This window comes from Afipia dichlorophenoxyacetatis, assembly GCF_055386385.1.
Genome location: NZ_AP029250.1, coordinates 3,048,287 through 3,064,487 on the forward strand (window position 1 = coordinate 3,048,287; position 16,201 = coordinate 3,064,487).

Consider the following 16,201-nt stretch of genomic DNA (forward strand, 5'->3'; position numbering starts at 1 on the left):
ATGATTAACAACACGCGCTTCGCAACCAAGTCAGAGCTGTTAGGCATCGCCGCACTCGCCTTGCTGCTGGTTGTCATCCTTCCGCTGACGCTCGACGTCTTCAGGTTGAACCTGGTGGCCAAATATCTGACCTACGCCTTCGTCGCACTGGGACTGGTGATCTGCTGGGGTTACGGCGGAATTCTCAGCCTCGGGCAGGGCGTGTTCTTCGGCCTCGGCGGCTACTGCATGGCGATGTTTCTCAAGCTCGAGGCATCGAGCGTCGAGAACACCAAGATCCAGTCGACGCCCGGCATTCCAGACTTCATGGACTGGAATCAGATCACGTCGCTGCCCTTCTTTTGGAAACCGTTCCATAGTCTGACGTTTACGATCATTGCGATCCTCGTAGTACCGGCTGTGTTCGCCTTCATCCTCGGTGCCGCGATGTTCAAACGCCGCGTCGGCGGCACGTATTTCGCCATCATCACGCAGGCGATCGCCGCGATCATGACCATCCTGATCATTGGTCAGCAGGGCTACACCGGCGGCATCAACGGTATGACGGATCTCCGCACCCTCAAGGGATGGGATATCCGGCCGGATCACGCCAAGGTCATTCTGTATTTCTTCGAAGTGGCTTGTCTGTTCGGATGCATCGCCATCGCGCAGTTCATTCGTCATTCGAAGCTGGGCCGCATTCTGGTGGCGATGCGCGAGAAGGAAGATCGGGTTCGGTTCTCAGGTTACAGCGTCGCGAACTTCAAGATCTTCGCCTTCTGCATCGCCGCCGTCTTCGCTGCGATCGGCGGCGCGATGTTCACGCTTGAGGTCGGGTTCATGTCGCCGTCCTTCGTCGGCATCGTGCCGTCGATCGAAATGGTGATCTACACGGCGGTTGGTGGTCGGCTGTCGATCCTCGGCGCCGTCTACGGCACGCTGCTGGTGAACTTCGCCAAGACAAGCTTCTCGGAATCCTTCCCGGAACTGTGGCTGTTCGGTCTCGGGGCCTTGTTCATCGCCGTCGTCCTCGCATTCCCAAATGGGCTCGCTGGGATCTGGCGCGATCACGTCCAGACTTACATCGACCGCTTCATTGCTGCCCGCAAGCCGAAGTCGAACGGCAAGAGCGGTTGGACCGGCGGCTCGGTCGCCGACGGCGCACCGGCAGAGTAGGAGGACTGAGATGCTTGTTGGTCATCAACCCCAAGACTTTCTGCTCGCAGTCGAAGGCCTCACGGTCTCCTTCGACGGGTTCAAGGCGGTCAACGACCTGTCGTTCTATGTGGATGAAAACGAAATCCGCGTCATCATCGGTCCCAACGGGGCCGGCAAGACCACGGTGCTCGATCTCATCTGCGGGAAGACGAAGGCGACGTCCGGTTCAATTCAGTTTCGCGGACAGGAGCTGACCAAGCTGAAGGAGAACCAGATCGTCCAGGCCGGTGTCGGCCGCAAATTCCAGACGCCATCGATCTACGACGATCTGACGGTGTTCGAGAACCTGGAGATCTCCTATCCGCGCGGACGCACCGTCTTTGGTGCGCTGACCTTCCAACGCGATGCTGCCGTACGTGAGCGGGTGGAGGAGGTCGCTGAGACGATCTTCCTGAAGGACAGGCTGAACATGAACGCCGAACTGCTCAGCCATGGGCAAAAGCAATGGCTCGAGATCGGCATGCTGCTCATTCAGGACCCGGATCTGTTGATGCTGGATGAGCCCGTTGCCGGCATGAGCGTCAGCGAGCGCGTCAAGACGGCGGAGCTGCTCAATCGCATCATCAAGGATCGTTCCGTGCTCGTCATCGAGCACGACATGAAGTTCGTCGAGGACATCGCGCACAAGGTCACTGTTCTGCATCAGGGCCAAATCCTGTCGGAAGGTTCGATGGATAAGGTGAAGAACGACCCCAAGGTCATCGAAGTCTATCTCGGTCACTGAGCCAAAAGGGAATACGCAATGCTGGCGATCTCCGATCTTCACGTCGCTTACGGTCAGAGCGAAGTTCTCCATGGCCTCAATGTCTCCGTGGCGCCCAATGAGATCGTTGCCATCATGGGTCGCAACGGTATGGGCAAGACCACGCTGATGAAGTCGCTCATGGGGATCGTCCCTACCAAGAGCGGTTCGGTGGCGATGGAAGGCACTGAGCTGAGCAAGCTTAAGAGCTATGAGCGCGTGGCCAAAGGGCTCGCTTATGTGCCGCAGGGCCGTATGATCTTTTCGACCATGACGGTGAAGGAGAACATCGAAACCGGCCTTGTTACGACGAAGGACAAGGAAGTGCCCGGCGACATCTATGAGCTGTTTCCTGTGTTGCTTGAGATGAAGGGCCGGCGCGGCGGCAATCTGTCCGGCGGTCAGCAGCAACAGCTTGCCATTGCGCGGGCTTTAGCCACCAAGCCGAAGGTTCTGCTGCTCGACGAGCCGACTGAAGGCATTCAGCCGTCGATTATTCGTGAGATGGCGCGCACGCTGAAACGCATTCGCGATGAGCGCGGTCTCTCAATCATAGTCTCTGAGCAAGTGCTCAGCTTCGCCCTCGACGTCGCCGATCGGGTTCTCGTCATCGAGAACGGCGAGATCGTCCAAGATGCGCCGCGCGAAGGCATCGATGCCGACCAGGTCGCGAAATATCTGTCGGTCTAAATCGTCAACACATCACGTCACTGTAACCAAGGGGAGAGCTTTTAAATGCCAGATACACTGATCAAGGTCGACCTGTCTCAGTCGGCTTATGAAAACGATAAGGTCCACAACCGCTGGCATCCTGACATTCCGATGGTCGAATGGGTTAATCCCGGCGACGATTTCATTATCGAGACTTATGACTGGACGGGCGGGTTCATCAAGAACAACGACTCCGCTGATGACGTTCGTGACATCGATCTTTCGATCGTCCACTTCCTGTCCGGTCCGATTGGCGTGAAGGGCGCGGAGCCCGGCGATCTGCTGGTCGTCGATCTGCTGGACGTCGGTCCAATGAAAGAGAGCCTGTGGGGCTTCAATGGCTTCTTCTCGAAGAAGAACGGCGGCGGATTCCTAACCGATCATTTCCCGCTGGCGCAGAAGTCGATCTGGGACTTCAAGGGCATGTACACGTCCTCGCGCCATATCCCGGGCGTCAACTTCGCCGGTCTGATCCATCCCGGCCTGATCGGCTGTCTGCCCGATCCCAAGCTGCTCTCCACCTGGAACGAGCGTGAGACGGCGTTGATTGCGACGAACCCGACGCGTGTTCCGGGCCTCGCCAATCCTCCGTTCGGGCCGACTGCGCATATGGGCCGGCTGAAGGGTGACGCGAAGGCAAAAGCAGCTTCTGAGGGCGCACGCACGGTGCCGCCGCGCGAGCATGGCGGCAACTGCGACATCAAGGATCTGTCGCGTGGCTCGAAGATCTACTTCCCGGTCTATGTGCCGGGTGGCGGTCTCTCGATGGGCGATCTCCACTTCAGCCAGGGCGATGGCGAAATCACCTTCTGCGGCGCAATCGAAATGGCCGGATGGCTCCACATCAAGGTGGATATCATCAAGGATGGTGTCTCGAAGTACGGCATCAAGAACCCGGTCTTCAAACCGTCGCCGGTGACGCCGAACTACAAGGACTATCTGATCTTCGAGGGCATCTCGGTCGACGAGCAGGGCAAGCAGCACTACCTCGATGTGCACATCGCTTATCGCCAGGCTTGTCTGAATGCGATCGAGTATCTCAAGAAGTTCGGATACTCGGGCGCGCAGGCTTACTCGATCCTCGGCACTGCGCCGGTTCAGGGGCATATCTCGGGCGTCGTCGACGTGCCGAACGCCTGCGCCACGCTGTGGCTGCCAACGGAGATCTTCGACTTCGACATCATGCCGTCGTCGGCAGGCCCGATCAAACACATCAAGGGCGGCATCGACATGCCGCTGTCTCCAGACAAGTGAGCGGGGGCGGCACGGGGCGGCGGTCTGCCGCCTCGTGCAAATTTGTTCGGCAAGCGCAGGGAGAGCATCGATGCCGGTTTACGAATATTTGTGTAACGACTGTGGGCCATTCACCGACATGCGGCCGATGTCCGAGTGCGACGATCCGCAGGATTGTCCGCAGTGTGCTGTGGAATCGCCGCGGGTCATTCTGACAGCGCCACATTTCGCCTGCATGCCGGCGGATCGACGCAAGGCGCACGCCACCAACGAGCGAAGTTCCAACGCGCCGAAGACGCTCAACGAATACAAAGCATCGCACGGCCCGGGATGCGGCTGCTGCTCGGGTAAGGCCTCACGCCTCGTCACCAAGACGCGCAGCGGCGCGAAGGGTTTCCCAACCGCGCGCCCCTGGATGATCAGCCACTAACGCGCAATCCCGAACATTCATCGAGAGGTTGTTCGTCGAAAATCGACGGCACGTTACAAATCAAAAGAAAGGCCAATCGCAATGCTTCACGGTGATATTTCCAGCAGCAACGACACAGTCGGCGTCGCCGTCGTCAACTACAAAATGCCGCGCCTGCATACCAAGGCCGAGGTACTCGATAACGCCCGCAAGATCGCCGACATGCTGGTGGGCATGAAGGCCGGCCTGCCGGGCATGGACCTCGTGATTTTCCCGGAATACTCCACCCAGGGCATCATGTACGACTCGAAAGAGATGTACGAGACGGCGTCGGCGATCCCGGGCCCCGAGACCGAGATCTTCGCTGAAGCGTGTCGCAAGGCCAAAGTCTGGGGCGTGTTCTCGCTCACCGGCGAGCGTCACGAGGAGCACCCGCACAAGGCACCCTACAACACCTTGATCCTGATGAACGACAAGGGTGAGATCGTTCAAAAATACCGCAAGATCATGCCGTGGGTGCCGATCGAGGGATGGTATCCGGGCAATTGCACATATGTGTCCGATGGCCCGAAGGGCATGAAGATTTCACTGATCATCTGCGACGACGGCAACTTTCCGGAAATCTGGCGTGATTGCGCCATGAAGGGCGCCGAGCTGATTGTACGCTGCCAGGGCTATATGTATCCGGCCAAGGAACAGCAGATCCTCATTTCCAAAGCGATGGCCTGGGCCAACAATGTCTATGTTGCTGTCGCCAATGCCGCCGGCTTTGACGGCGTCTATTCCTACTTCGGTCACTCCGCGATCATCGGCTTCGACGGTCGCACCCTGGGCGAAACCGGCGAGGAGGAATACGGCATCCAGTATGCCCAGCTATCGAAGAATCTGATCCGCGACGCGCGCCGTACCGGCCAGTCGCAAAACCACCTCTTCAAGCTGGTTCATCGCGGCTACACCGGCATGATCAATTCCGGCGAAACCGCGCGCGGCGTCGCGGCCTGTCCCTACGATTTCTACAAGAACTGGATCGCCGATCCTGAAGGCACCCGCGAAATGGTTGAGGCGATGACCCGTCCGACCGCGGGGACTGACGAATGCCCGATCGAAGGCATCCCGAATGAGTTAACGGCAACTAATTACTAGACGGTTGTCTGCTCTTTGCAGAGGCAGCAACGGACACGCCACCCAAAACAAAAGCCGCCGAACTTCGGCGGCTTTTTCTTCTGAGCGATACTTACGCGTCAGGCCAGCACTGAATTGTGTGGCGCGGTCCCGTCTGCCACTTCCTTGAGGCGACGTAGCTTGGCAGCCTCGAAGCCGTGCATTCCGGTCTGCCACTGAAATCCAACCACCAAGCCTTTTGTCGGTTGTAGCAGCCCGAGCGAACTGAACAGCGTGAGCGGCAACCATACCGCGAACTGTAGCCAGTAGGGCGGTGCATAGGCAGTCTCGACCGCGAGGATCAGCGGCACGATGATGTGTCCGACCACAACGATCACGAGATAGGCCGGGAAGTCGTCGGCGCGGTGATGGTGAAACTCTTCGTTACATACCTCGCAATGGTCCGCGACCTTCAGGAACTTGCCGAACAGATGTCCCTTGCCGCAGTTCGGGCACTTGCAGAGAAAGCCGCGCCACAGCGCTTGTGAGAGGGAAACTCGATCCTGGTTGTTCATGGCTGGCCTCCTTGACTGCCTGATGTCCATACAATAATTGTTTGTATGGAAACATCAAAGGAAAGTCGGGAAATTGCATGGATTGGATCCCTACAATCTCGGACGATGCAGGCCCGGTGTACCGGCAGATTTCCGATGCCATTGAAGCCGATGTTGCAAGCGGCCGGTTAAGGCGCGGCCAGCAATTGCCGACCCACCGCGCGCTGGCGCAGGCGCTCGGCATCGATCTCACGACGGTCACGCGCGCTTACAGCGACGCCAGGCATCGCGGCTTTATCGATGCGCGTGTGGGGCAGGGCACGTTCGTCTCCGAGACCACGACACGCGCAACGGCGGACGTCCCTCTGGCAGTCAAAATCGATCTGTCGATGAATGTGCCGCCGCAGCCGGTGGAGGCCAGTCTGGATGTGCGGATCGAGCGCGCGCTGACATCGATTCACAGACACGCCGGGATCTCTTCGTTCTTGAACTATCAGCAGCCGGGCGGCAGCGAAGAAGATCAGCATGCCGTTGCCAACTGGTTGCGCGCGCGCATGCCAAATGTCGCATCTGATCAGCTCGTCATTTATCCCGGCAGCCAGTCTGCCATCTTCAATATTTTGTTGTCCTTCGTCTCTCCGGGCGATGTCGTTCTCACGGAGGCAGTGACCTTTCCCGGCATGAAATCCGCGGCGGAAAAGCTCGGCGTTCGTCTTGTCGGCGTTGCCATGGACGGGCAGGGCATCTTGCCTGACGCGCTGTCAAAGGCCTGCAAACATCACAAACCAAAGGCCGTGTATCTCACGCCGACAATGCATAACCCCACAACCGCGACCATGAGCCGCGAGCGGCGGAAAGAGATTGCGGATGTTCTGCGCAAGGCCGGCACGTTTCTGATCGAGGACGATGCCTACGGCGCGCTCGAACCGTCGTTGCCGTTGCTGGCGGAGATGTTACCCAACCAGACGTTCCTCACCATCAGCCTGTCGAAATGCATCGCGCCGGCGCTGCGCGTTTCATTCCTTCTCGCGCCTGACACATCCGCAGCGCAGACGCTCAGGCACAGCCTGCAGGCAACGTCGCAAATGGCGCCGCCTCTCATGAGCGCTCTTGTGATGGAATGGCTTCGCACTGGTACGGCTGATCAGGTTATCGCGGCGATTAGGAACGAAGCCATCGGACGCCAGCAACTCGCAGCGCGAATTCTGAAAGATTATTCTTTCTCAGCCCATCCGAAAGGACATCATCTGTGGCTGCCGTTGCCCAGTCACTGGAACAGACTGGATTTCGTCAGCGAGTTGTTTCGGCAGGGCCTTGCGGTCGTCAGCAGTGAGGCGTTTGCCGTGGATCAGCGGCCGCCGCATGCTGTCCGTATTTGTCTTGGTGCGGCCCGTAACCGGGCAGAGCTTGGCACGGCGCTCCAGTTGCTCGTAAAAACACTTGGCATGCCGTCGGCCGCGAAGCAGGTCGTTTAGTTCCGGACCGCCTGTTATATCGTGTCACGATAAGTCTGTTACCGACCCCGATCGTCTCTGCGATCGTTGAAGGTGTTGCGCGAACTCAACAGCTCACCTAAATCCGGGGAGATTTCCGTTTAGTCCAAGTCAGTACCGTCCAGTCCAAGACGCCTCTTATGGTGGCTGGTACCCGGAGGTATCTGAGGATGGGCTACGGAAAATCATGCATAAAACAATTCTCGCCAGCGTTTCCATTGCCGCGCTCGGTGTTTCAACCGCGATGGCTGCTGACCTCAGCGCCATGCCGACCAAGGCTCCAAACTTCGTCGCGGCGCCTTCTTGGACAGGCTTTTATGTTGGTCTGAACGCTGGTTATGCGTGGGGCAATTCTGAAGGGACGGCCATTGAAACCAGCACGTTCAGCCGAGCGAATGGTTGGGGTTCGATGGCGATTCCGTCCCTCAAGCCGGAAGGATTCATCGGTGGCGGTCAGATCGGCTACAACTGGCAGAGCGGTTCATGGGTGTTGGGTGCCGAAGCTGATTTCAGCGGGATGAGCGCGAAGACCGATCAGAGCGTCAATCCTTTCTTTTCCGGCAAGTCCTTCTCTTCTGCCTCATATTCCAGCAAGTACGATTGGCTCGCCACCGCGCGGCTGCGCGCGGGCGTGACTCTCGCGCAGAACTGGCTGGTCTATGTGACCGGCGGTTTGGCGGTGACACGTGTGAGCGATTCCATTGCGGGAGCACCGCACGGGGCGGGAGCGTTGGACCTGCTGCTCCCCTATGCCGATTCAAAAACGCTCGTCGGCGGCACGGTCGGTGCTGGCGTGGAGTATGCGTTCGCACAGAACTGGTCCGTGAAGGCCGAATATCTTTACGCGAAATTCGAGAATACGACGCCGACCCTCACAGATACATCAAATTACGGCGCTGTCGGACCGATCGCGAGCTTCAAACATGATCTCAGCACGGCAAGGGCGGGGATCAATTACCGGTTCTAGCGAAGAGCCTACCAGTCGTTTGGCCAAGTGTTGTTCTTCGTCAAAGCCCGGCTTCATGCCGGGCTTTTTCATGTGGATGGGTTGATCAGTGCGTTCACCATCGGGCGTGTTGCGGAAATTCAACAACGCAACCAAATCCGGGAAGAGTTCCGTTTAAGACAAGTTAGTGCGCTATAGGCCAAGACGACTCTTTTGGTGGCTGATACTCGCAGGTATGTGAAGGTAGGGGCCACGAAAATCATGCTTAAAGCAATTCTCGCCAGCGCTTCCATTGCGGCGCTCGGTGTTTCAACGGCGATGGCTGCTGACCTTAACGCCATGCCAACCAAGGCTCCCGCCTTCGTGGCGGCGTCCTCTTGGACTGGCGCCTACGTGGGTCTCAATGCCGGTTACGGCTGGGGCAATTCGGATGGGGCGCCCTTAGGTAACGACCTTAATCCTCCGTTCATCGCTAATGTTCCTTCGCTCCGCCCCAAGGGCTTCATCGGCGGCGGACAGATTGGATATAACTGGCAGAGTGGTCCTTGGGTGCTGGGTGCCGAGCTTGACTTCAGCGGGATGGACGCCAAGGCCGAGCAAAGCGTCAATCCGTTTTTTATCGGCAAGGGCTCCGCGACATATACCACCAAGTACGACTGGCTGCTGACCGCGCGCGCGCGCGCAGGCATCACGTTCGCACAGAACTGGCTGCTGTATGTCACGGGCGGTCTGGCTGTGACCCAGGTGAAAGAGACCATTGCGGGCGGCAATGTGTTCGGCGGTGACTTCACCGTGTGGTCCGGTTCGAAGACGCTTGTGGGTGGCACGGTCGGTGGCGGCCTGGAATATGCTTTCGCACCAAACTGGTCGATGAAAGCCGAATATCTCTACGCAAAATTCGAGGACTCATCGCCATCGATGTCCTATTCATCGCCGCCTCCCCTTGCGGGGTTTGGAGCACGTGATGGCTTCGGGACGATCGCGAAGTTTAATCACGACCTCAATATCGTCAGGATTGGCGTGAACTATAAATTCGGCGGATAAATCGCCGCCCAACAATGCAGAAAGCTCCGGATGAATTATCCGGGGCTTTTTTGATTCAGCAACGCCGCCACATCATCAAGGCTTTCAACGCTGACGATCTCATCGGGATCCAGTGACCGGCCGATCCGCGCCTCAAGCGCCAGGATCAGGCGCAGGTGCGCGAGGCTGTCCCATTGCTCCGTTGAGCCCAATCGCGCGTCATCAGATAGGCTTGCGATGTCGATATTGATGGCATCTGCCAGAAGGGCTCTGGCCTGTTCACGTTCGGTCATGATGACTGCTTCGTTTTCAACGCGCGCCACTCGTCGCGCAACAATCCAAATTGAAATTGATCGAGCCGCGATCCATCGGCGACCGATCGGCACTGGCCGCGCAGTGTGCCTTCATGACGCCAGCCCTGCGCCTTGTAGTTAAAGATGGCAGGGAAGTTACGGGCAAGTGGCATGCCGCACGCTTTCTCCATCCCGCGTTGCTCGAAGAAATGGTTAAGCAATGCGTGGCGGACTTCGTTGACGACGCCTTTGCCCCACCAGCTTTTCTCGCCGATCACGATGTTGAAGGTGACGTGGAGATGCGTCTGGTCCGCATCGACCATGAAGAAGCCGATTTGGATTTTACTTTCCTTATCGAAAATACCGATCAGGTATCGCGTCGTGTTGTCTGACGTCGCAATGTAGTTCGCCAGGTCCTGCCACGTCATGCGCGTCACAGGCGCATTGAGCGGTCCCATCACTTCGGGATCTTTGGCCCAGCCAATCCAGCGCTCGGACGCATCAGAAGGCTTGAGGCTGCGAAGATTGAAACGCTCGGTCTGGAGTTCGACCGGCCGGCCTTTAGCGGGACCCATCAGGCATTTCCTTCATCAGCATGCGACGGACGGCATCGCGGCTGATCTTGCCGCGAGCGTTCTGCGGCAACTCGTCGACGATAAACCATTTCTCCGGGACGGCTTCACGACGCAATCGTTCCCGGCACCAATTCCGAAGATGATCGGCGTCGGTATGATCCGCGAGCTTGACAGCCACAGCAACGATTTCGCCACCGATCGGGTCAGCTATAGCAAACGCACAGGCTCGGGCAACGGCTGGATGGGCTTCGAGCAATCGGTCAATTTCAGCCGGCTGCACCTTGAATCCGGCGCGGTTGATTTCGTCCTTGAGGCGGCCGATCAGGTGGGTACTTCCATTCTCGCCAATGAGGCCATGATCGCCTGTTTTGTACCAGCCGCGATCCATGGCTGCTGCGGTCAGGTCATTGCGACCGAAGTAGCCGGACATCAGGGCAGGAGACTGCAGCACCAGTTCGCCTTCGCCCGTAGCCGTAATGGATCCATCTGCCTTCACGACGGCAACTGTGCCGCCCCAGGGCTTTCCTATCAGCCCGTCGACAATGCCATCGGTGCGTGAGGACGCGCCGGAAATCCAGTTGGTGGCTTCGGTGATGCCGTAGCAATTGACGACATCTGCGCGAGACCAGCGTGCGATGTCTGACCACAGATCCGCCGGTAGCGGTGCGGAGCCGACGTGCAGTCGCACGAGTGATTGCCCCGACGGCGGCGAGCTGAACTTCAACGCTATGCGCCACAGCGCAGGCACAGAGCTCATGAACGTGATCCGCTCGCCGTCGACGATGCTGCCGAGGTTTTTTGTCAGCGCCAGTCCGGGCGGATGGAGCACAATCTCGCCACCAGAGAGGAGCGGGGTCAGTGCGTTTCCAATCAGGCCGTGACCGAAGTGCGTGGGCAACGTCACAAGGGTTCGCGCCAACGTTGCGTTGCCGATGGCCTCGACATTCAAGGCAAGGCGCGCCTTCAGGGCCCCAAAGCTGAGGACCACACCTTTCGGATCGCCAGTGGTGCCGGATGTAAACAAGATCAAAGCGGGATCTGTTGCGTTGATGTCCGCAGCCATCGGAAACGCCGATCCGTGGTGCGAGATATCCGCAAGCTTCAAGATATCGACCGGCAGGTCAGGCGATAGGTCCTCGCTGTCTGCGAGAAGCGCCACCGGGTTGACCAAAGCGAGCACCGTTCGAAGTTCGGGATCGGTCAGTGTGCTGTCGAGGCAGACAGCGGTTGCTCCGAGCTGCCATGTCGCCAAGAGATCTGCAAAGAAGCGCGCGCTGCCGCCATGAACAATCGCAACCCTCGAGTTGCGGCCGATGCCCATCTTCGCGAGGAACGCCGCGCGGTGCCCAATCTCCTGCACAAGCCGAGGCGCATCCCACCGGACGCCTTTTCCAAGGTCGTTAATGCTGCCGAGCTGAGTGGATGGCAGAAGCATTCAATGGCTTTCGTGAGCAGGGAATGACCGACTGGCGGAATGAGGCGAGGGCTAGGGTGTATATAACGGCTGAGACGTATTTGATTAATTCGAAGCACGTCTGCCCACAATATCAGCGCAAGCCTGATTGAATTGTAAGCAATTTGATCAATGCGGTCTCTTCACGCGGTATCTGCGCGCGGCTTTGGGCTCGCCACCCGCCAAAATGCCCCGCTAGGGAACTGGAATAGACATTGCATAGCAGCAATTGAGGGCTGCCATGGCTGGGGGCTCGTCAATTTCAGCTGGGAGTTTCAAGCATGATCGATCGTCGCAAGTTTCTTATCGGTGCGGGCATTGCGACCGTCGCGGCCCCGTCCATTCTCCGTGCGGACGAGCCGGTCGTCATCAAGATGGGTGCACTCAAGCTCATTCATTCGATTGCGCCTTACTTCTACGATAAATTCACGCCGGCAGGGTATCGCGTCGACATCATTCCGTTCGAAAGCCCGACCGAGGGCAAGAACGCCGTCGTCACCAAAACCGTCGACTTCGGCATGTTCGGAATTGCAGCAGCAACGCTCGGTGCCGCAGCCGGTGAGCCGATCGTCGTGATCGCCAGCGCGTGCAACCGCGGCATGGCGGTCGTGGCGGGCAAGGACGCCAACATCAACTCGATCAAGGACCTAAAGGGCAAGAAACTGGCTATCTGGCCGGGATCAACGCAGGAAGTCTTTATTCTCGAGCGCCTGCGGATGGAGGGCATGTCGCTCAAGGACGTGACGCCGGTACGCGTGTCGTTTAGCGAAATGCATCTCGCGCTCTCGCGCGGCGATATCGACGCCTATGTCGGCGCCGAGCCAGGCCCCGGTGTGAGCCTCGCTTCGGGCATCGGCAAGATCGTCGAATATCCTTACGGCACCGCCATGGGATCGCTGAATATGGTGTTCGGCGCGCATCGCGATACGCTTGCGAACAATCCGAAGATCACCGCGGTGATCCTGGATATTCATCGCCAGGCCTCCGAATACGCCATGAAGAATCCCGATCAGATGGCGGCGATGGCGGTCGCCAAGCTCGGCCAGAAGAAAGAGGCGATCGAGAAATCCGTTCCGAATGTCGAGCTCACTTGGAAATTTGGCGACGAGGAAATCAAGCAATCGAAGACCTACGCCGAGCACATGCTTGAGCTCAAGCAGATCAAGCAGCTGCCCGACTTCGCGAATTTCTTCGATACGAGCTTTGTCAAGAAGATGGAGAAGCAAGCTTGAGCGCAGTGCTCGACACGCCACTTGAGCCGGTAACGGCGAAGGCTTCGACGAAGCCAGCGTGGATGGCTTCTATCTGGCAGCGGTCCAAAGGACCGCTGCTGGCAATCGTGTTTCCGCTTGTCATGCTGATCATCTGGCATTTCGCCACCTATGGGCGGAAGTACAGCTTGATCCCTCCGCCGAGCGAAGTTGCTCTCGCGATGTACGACCTCGCATTCGGCGGCATCAATGATGACGCTTACAGCGGGACGTTGCTAACCCATCTATTCGCATCGGTCGGCCGTGTTTACGGCGGCTTTGCCATCGCGGTCGCCGTGGCGATCCCGCTTGGGTTGATGATCGGGCGAATTACCCTCGTGCGTGGATTGCTTGATCCGACATTGCAGATCCTGCGGCCAATCCCGGTCACGGCGTGGCTACCGCTGGCGATGATCATGTTTGGCCTCGGGCCTCGCTCAGCATTCTTCCTTGTCTGCCTGGGCGCGTTCTATCCGGTGCTGGTCAACACCATCTTCGGCGTGCGGTCCGTCGATCCGCGATTGTTCGAGGCGGCGAGCATGCTCGGCTGTCAGGGCACCGCGCAGTTCTTCCGTGTCGTGCTGCCGGCGAGCCTGCCCGCGATCTTTACTGGCCTGCGGCTCGGGCTTGGCTTCGCATGGGTGGTGATCGTTGTCGGTGAAATGACGGGCGTGCAGACCGGGCTCGGTGCCATCATCATGGAAGCGCGGCAGCTGTCGCGGACTGAAATCGTCATCTCCGGTATGATCATCATCGGCATCGCAGGTTTCCTGTCCGACCGCGTGGTGGTCTGGCTGGGGCAACGTCTTCTTCGTTGGAGTCCGAACTTTGTCTAAGGCACCGGTTCCCATTCTCGATATTCGCGGCGTCAACAAGCAGTTCGAAATGCAGGGGCAGCGCATCGATGCCTTGCGTGATGCCAACCTCCGCGTCAACAAGGGTGAGTTCGTTTGCTTGATCGGAGCGTCAGGCTGCGGAAAGTCGACGCTGCTGCGCATCGTTGCCGGATTCGAGACGCCGACCCAGGGCGATGCCTTGATGTGGGATATGCCGATCGTGGGGCCGGGGCCCCAGCGCGGCATGGTATTTCAGGATTATGGGCTGTTTCCGTGGCTGACCGTTCGCGGCAACATCGCATTCGGGCCGACGTCGCGCGGACGTCCTTCGGAGGAGGTTCGTGAAACAGTCGAGCGTTTCATTGCGCTGGTCGGCCTGCAACGCTTCGCAGACGCTTATCCGCATCAACTGTCGGGTGGCATGAAGCAACGCGTGGCTATCGCACGCGTGCTGGCCAATGACGCCGAAGTTGTTTTGATGGACGAACCCTTCGGTGCGCTCGACGCGATGACGCGCGACCGCCTTCAGGACGAATTGCTGGACATCTGGCAGCGGACCGGTTTGACGGTGCTCTTTGTTACGCACTCGATCGAGGAAGCGATCTTTTTGGCCGACAGGATCGTCATCATGTCACCGGGGCCGGGGCGTATCGACAGCGAAATGCAGATCACGTTGCCGCGGCCCCGCGATGTGGTCTCATCGGATTTCAATGATATCCGCCGCGAATTGTCGCTTCGGCTGCACAGTCATCACGGGCGCAAGGCAGCTTAACGGAGGCTTTCGGCTTCATGAAAAGCGGTTCGGCTTATCGCTCCGTAGAACGGCCGAACCGTCCATTCATGCCGAGCCAAAAAGCACTCAGCATTTCGTGCATCCAGCGCATGTAGCGGTGTCGCGTCATGTGATTTGCCCTCGGACAAATCGTGGGCCGACTCGTTGCTGAACGCCAGTCCGATTTCCATGCATCGGGTGCGCACGAATTAGGCAGTCGCACAATGCGAAGGCTGTGCCGATATCGATCGCCCTGTCATGAAGCGTGAAATCGCGATGTTTTTGGGTGTTCATCGTGTGGCACGCCTCGTGCATCTCTTAGGACGAGTTGGCTGCTAGGGTTCCGATGTTGCGCAACGCAATGTGCTGGTCCGAGAGCGGCCGCTTGTGGGGGAGACATCCCCACGGGTGCACGGCGGGATAAAAGCCCGGGAGACCTCGTTAGCCAAGGGATTGGCGGAGCGATGGTCTGTCGCCATTCCCTTTTTGTAAGTTTTACAAGAGGGATCGGCATGAACACCTTCAAATCCTTTGTACGTTCTTTAGCCTTCGCATCAGCGCTAGCTGTTGCCGCGTTATCGGCAGCTGATGCCGCGCCGAAGAAAGACTTCAAGGTCGCTTGGTCGATCTATGTCGGCTGGATGCCGTGGGGCTATGCCGCGGACAATGGCATCGTCAAGAAGTGGGCCGACAAGTACGGCATCACCATCGAAGTGAAGCAATTCAACGACTACGTTGAATCGATCAACCAGTACACCGCTGGCGCCTATGACGCGGTGACCATCACCAACATGGACGCGCTGTCGATTCCGGCCGCGGGCGGCGTGGACACCACGGCTGTCATCGTGGGCGACTTCTCCAACGGCAATGATGCGGTGATCCTGAAAGGTGGTTCGGATCTCGCGGCTATCAAGGGCCAGAAAGTAAATCTCGTCGAATTCTCTGTCTCTCATTACCTGCTGGCGCGTGCGCTTGAGAGCAAGAAGATGGCGGAGAAGGACGTCAAGGTCGTCAATACCTCTGACGCGGACATGGCTGCGGCTTACAAAACGCCTGAAGTCACTGCGGTTGTGACCTGGAATCCCATCGTGTCGGAAATTCTCGCATCTCCCGACGCCAAGAAGGTCTTTGATTCCTCGCAAGTCCCGGGAGAGATCATCGACCTGATGGTGGCGAACACGGCTGTGATTAAGGAGAATCCAAATTTCGCCAAGGCTCTCGTTGGCATCTGGTACGAGACGATCGCGAAGATGAATGCCGCCGGCGCTGAGGGGAAGGCCGCAAAGGAAGCCATGGCTAAAGCGTCGGGCACCGATCTCGCCGGCTTCGAGAGTCAGCTCGCATCGACTCGTCTGTTTGACAAAGCGACCGACGCGGAAGCTTTCACAAAGGGCAAGACCGTCGGTACCACGATGGATCACGTGCGGAAATTCCTGTTCGAGAAGGAGCTCCTGGGTAAAGGCGCGAAATCGGCTGATGCGGTCGGTATCGAACTGGGCGACAAGTCGGTGCTCGGCGACAAGGCCAACGTGAAGCTGCGTTTCGATCCGACCTACATGGATGCCGCAGCCGCCGAAAAGCTTTGACGCAATCCACATAAGCCGTCGAACAGG

General features: G+C 58.3%; 17 protein-coding genes and 1 riboswitch. Of the genes, 13 read left to right on the top strand and 4 right to left on the bottom strand.

Translation table 11 applies throughout. The features are described from left to right. The 6 genes from urtC (at position 1) to ACZ5C3_RS14395 (ending at position 5,435) form a co-directional block, all read left to right on the top strand. Positions 1-1,155, top strand: coding sequence for an urea ABC transporter permease subunit UrtC (urtC, locus tag ACZ5C3_RS14370; RefSeq protein WP_464030700.1), 1,155 nt, complete (start codon positions 1-3; stop codon positions 1,153-1,155). A 10-nt stretch (positions 1,156-1,165) separates the two neighbouring features. Further along, positions 1,166-1,921 (top strand): urea ABC transporter ATP-binding protein UrtD, encoded by a 756-nt coding sequence (gene urtD, locus ACZ5C3_RS14375; protein ID WP_464030701.1) that lies wholly within the window; start codon positions 1,166-1,168, stop codon positions 1,919-1,921. Between the two features lie 18 nt (positions 1,922-1,939). Then, positions 1,940-2,629, top strand: a complete 690-nt coding sequence (urtE, locus tag ACZ5C3_RS14380) for an urea ABC transporter ATP-binding subunit UrtE (protein ID WP_464030702.1) — start codon at positions 1,940-1,942, stop codon at positions 2,627-2,629. Between the two features lie 45 nt (positions 2,630-2,674). Further along, positions 2,675-3,904, top strand: a complete 1,230-nt coding sequence (gene fmdA / locus ACZ5C3_RS14385) for a formamidase (protein ID WP_464044115.1) — start codon at positions 2,675-2,677, stop codon at positions 3,902-3,904. A 70-nt stretch (positions 3,905-3,974) separates the two neighbouring features. After that, on the top strand, positions 3,975-4,313 hold the full coding sequence (locus ACZ5C3_RS14390) for an FmdB family zinc ribbon protein (RefSeq protein ID WP_464030704.1): 339 nt from the start codon (positions 3,975-3,977) through the stop codon (positions 4,311-4,313). 81 nt (positions 4,314-4,394) lie between these two features. Next, a complete protein-coding gene (locus tag ACZ5C3_RS14395) occupies positions 4,395-5,435 on the top strand; it encodes an aliphatic amidase (RefSeq protein ID WP_464030706.1) in 1,041 nt (346 codons plus the stop codon). A 98-nt stretch (positions 5,436-5,533) separates the two neighbouring features. Here the strand turns inward: ACZ5C3_RS14395 and ACZ5C3_RS14400 are convergent, their stop codons facing one another. Continuing rightward, positions 5,534-5,998, bottom strand: a complete 465-nt coding sequence (locus tag ACZ5C3_RS14400; RefSeq protein WP_464030707.1) for a DUF983 domain-containing protein — start codon at positions 5,996-5,998, stop codon at positions 5,534-5,536. A 47-nt stretch (positions 5,999-6,045) separates the two neighbouring features. Here ACZ5C3_RS14400 and ACZ5C3_RS14405 point away from each other — a divergent pair, with 47 nt between their 5' ends. From ACZ5C3_RS14405 to ACZ5C3_RS14415, 3 genes are all read left to right on the top strand, one after another. Beyond that, positions 6,046-7,422, top strand: coding sequence for an aminotransferase-like domain-containing protein (locus tag ACZ5C3_RS14405; protein ID WP_464030709.1), 1,377 nt, complete (start codon positions 6,046-6,048; stop codon positions 7,420-7,422). Between the two features lie 205 nt (positions 7,423-7,627). Then, complete coding sequence (locus tag ACZ5C3_RS14410) at positions 7,628-8,407, top strand: outer membrane protein (protein ID WP_464030710.1); 780 nt, start codon at positions 7,628-7,630, stop codon at positions 8,405-8,407. Between the two features lie 240 nt (positions 8,408-8,647). After that, on the top strand, positions 8,648-9,430 hold the full coding sequence (locus ACZ5C3_RS14415) for an outer membrane protein (protein ID WP_464044116.1): 783 nt from the start codon (positions 8,648-8,650) through the stop codon (positions 9,428-9,430). A gap of 35 nt (positions 9,431-9,465) precedes the next feature. Here ACZ5C3_RS14415 and ACZ5C3_RS14420 read toward each other — a convergent pair whose 3' ends face one another. The 3 genes from ACZ5C3_RS14420 to ACZ5C3_RS14430 are packed head-to-tail and all read right to left on the bottom strand — an operon-like array spanning position 9,466 to position 11,712. Next, positions 9,466-9,732, bottom strand: coding sequence for an acyl carrier protein (locus ACZ5C3_RS14420; protein WP_464030714.1), 267 nt, complete (start codon positions 9,730-9,732; stop codon positions 9,466-9,468). Beyond that, a complete protein-coding gene (locus ACZ5C3_RS14425) occupies positions 9,699-10,277 on the bottom strand; it encodes a GNAT family N-acetyltransferase (RefSeq protein ID WP_464030716.1) in 579 nt (192 codons plus the stop codon). The genes ACZ5C3_RS14420 and ACZ5C3_RS14425 overlap by 34 nt, the downstream gene beginning before the upstream one ends. Further along, positions 10,264-11,712 (bottom strand): class I adenylate-forming enzyme family protein, encoded by a 1,449-nt coding sequence (locus tag ACZ5C3_RS14430; RefSeq protein WP_464030717.1) that lies wholly within the window; start codon positions 11,710-11,712, stop codon positions 10,264-10,266. The genes ACZ5C3_RS14425 and ACZ5C3_RS14430 overlap by 14 nt, the downstream gene beginning before the upstream one ends. A gap of 299 nt (positions 11,713-12,011) precedes the next feature. Between ACZ5C3_RS14430 and ACZ5C3_RS14435 the strand changes: the two genes are divergently transcribed. The 4 genes from ACZ5C3_RS14435 (at position 12,012) to ACZ5C3_RS14450 (ending at position 16,174) form a co-directional block, all read left to right on the top strand. Next, on the top strand, positions 12,012-12,962 hold the full coding sequence (locus ACZ5C3_RS14435; RefSeq protein ID WP_464030719.1) for an ABC transporter substrate-binding protein: 951 nt from the start codon (positions 12,012-12,014) through the stop codon (positions 12,960-12,962). 62 nt (positions 12,963-13,024) lie between these two features. Then, positions 13,025-13,816 carry an ABC transporter permease gene (locus ACZ5C3_RS14440; protein ID WP_464038342.1) on the top strand — a complete coding sequence of 264 codons (792 nt, stop codon included), beginning with the start codon at positions 13,025-13,027 and terminating at the stop codon, positions 13,814-13,816. 49 nt (positions 13,817-13,865) lie between these two features. Further along, on the top strand, positions 13,866-14,588 hold the full coding sequence (locus ACZ5C3_RS14445; RefSeq protein ID WP_464038343.1) for an ABC transporter ATP-binding protein: 723 nt from the start codon (positions 13,866-13,868) through the stop codon (positions 14,586-14,588). A gap of 324 nt (positions 14,589-14,912) precedes the next feature. Beyond that, a riboswitch (guanidine-I (ykkC/yxkD leader) is annotated at positions 14,913-15,025 on the top strand. 75 nt (positions 15,026-15,100) lie between these two features. Further along, on the top strand, positions 15,101-16,174 hold the full coding sequence (locus ACZ5C3_RS14450; protein ID WP_464030721.1) for a putative urea ABC transporter substrate-binding protein: 1,074 nt from the start codon (positions 15,101-15,103) through the stop codon (positions 16,172-16,174). Positions 16,175-16,201 lie beyond the last annotated feature (27 nt).

What these genes read in the sequence shown, in the direction of transcription:
- ACZ5C3_RS14405 (WP_464030709.1), top strand. Translation starts at nt 6,046, where the DNA reads ATGGATTGGATCCCTACAATCTCGGACGATGCAGGCCCGGTGTACCGG.
- fmdA (WP_464044115.1), top strand. Translation starts at nt 2,675, where the DNA reads ATGCCAGATACACTGATCAAGGTCGACCTGTCTCAGTCGGCTTATGAA.
- ACZ5C3_RS14400 (WP_464030707.1), bottom strand. Translation starts at nt 5,998, where the DNA reads ATGGACATCAGGCAGTCAAGGAGGCCAGCCATGAACAACCAGGATCGA.
- ACZ5C3_RS14440 (WP_464038342.1), top strand. Translation starts at nt 13,025, where the DNA reads ATGGCTTCTATCTGGCAGCGGTCCAAAGGACCGCTGCTGGCAATCGTG.
- ACZ5C3_RS14435 (WP_464030719.1), top strand. Translation starts at nt 12,012, where the DNA reads ATGATCGATCGTCGCAAGTTTCTTATCGGTGCGGGCATTGCGACCGTC.
- ACZ5C3_RS14415 (WP_464044116.1), top strand. Translation starts at nt 8,648, where the DNA reads ATGCTTAAAGCAATTCTCGCCAGCGCTTCCATTGCGGCGCTCGGTGTT.
- ACZ5C3_RS14445 (WP_464038343.1), top strand. Translation starts at nt 13,866, where the DNA reads ATGCAGGGGCAGCGCATCGATGCCTTGCGTGATGCCAACCTCCGCGTC.
- urtE (WP_464030702.1), top strand. Translation starts at nt 1,940, where the DNA reads ATGCTGGCGATCTCCGATCTTCACGTCGCTTACGGTCAGAGCGAAGTT.
- ACZ5C3_RS14390 (WP_464030704.1), top strand. Translation starts at nt 3,975, where the DNA reads ATGCCGGTTTACGAATATTTGTGTAACGACTGTGGGCCATTCACCGAC.
- ACZ5C3_RS14425 (WP_464030716.1), bottom strand. Translation starts at nt 10,277, where the DNA reads ATGGGTCCCGCTAAAGGCCGGCCGGTCGAACTCCAGACCGAGCGTTTC.
- ACZ5C3_RS14395 (WP_464030706.1), top strand. Translation starts at nt 4,395, where the DNA reads ATGCTTCACGGTGATATTTCCAGCAGCAACGACACAGTCGGCGTCGCC.
- ACZ5C3_RS14430 (WP_464030717.1), bottom strand. Translation starts at nt 11,712, where the DNA reads ATGCTTCTGCCATCCACTCAGCTCGGCAGCATTAACGACCTTGGAAAA.
- urtC (WP_464030700.1), top strand. Translation starts at nt 1, where the DNA reads ATGATTAACAACACGCGCTTCGCAACCAAGTCAGAGCTGTTAGGCATC.
- urtD (WP_464030701.1), top strand. Translation starts at nt 1,166, where the DNA reads ATGCTTGTTGGTCATCAACCCCAAGACTTTCTGCTCGCAGTCGAAGGC.
- ACZ5C3_RS14410 (WP_464030710.1), top strand. Translation starts at nt 7,628, where the DNA reads ATGCATAAAACAATTCTCGCCAGCGTTTCCATTGCCGCGCTCGGTGTT.
- ACZ5C3_RS14450 (WP_464030721.1), top strand. Translation starts at nt 15,101, where the DNA reads ATGAACACCTTCAAATCCTTTGTACGTTCTTTAGCCTTCGCATCAGCG.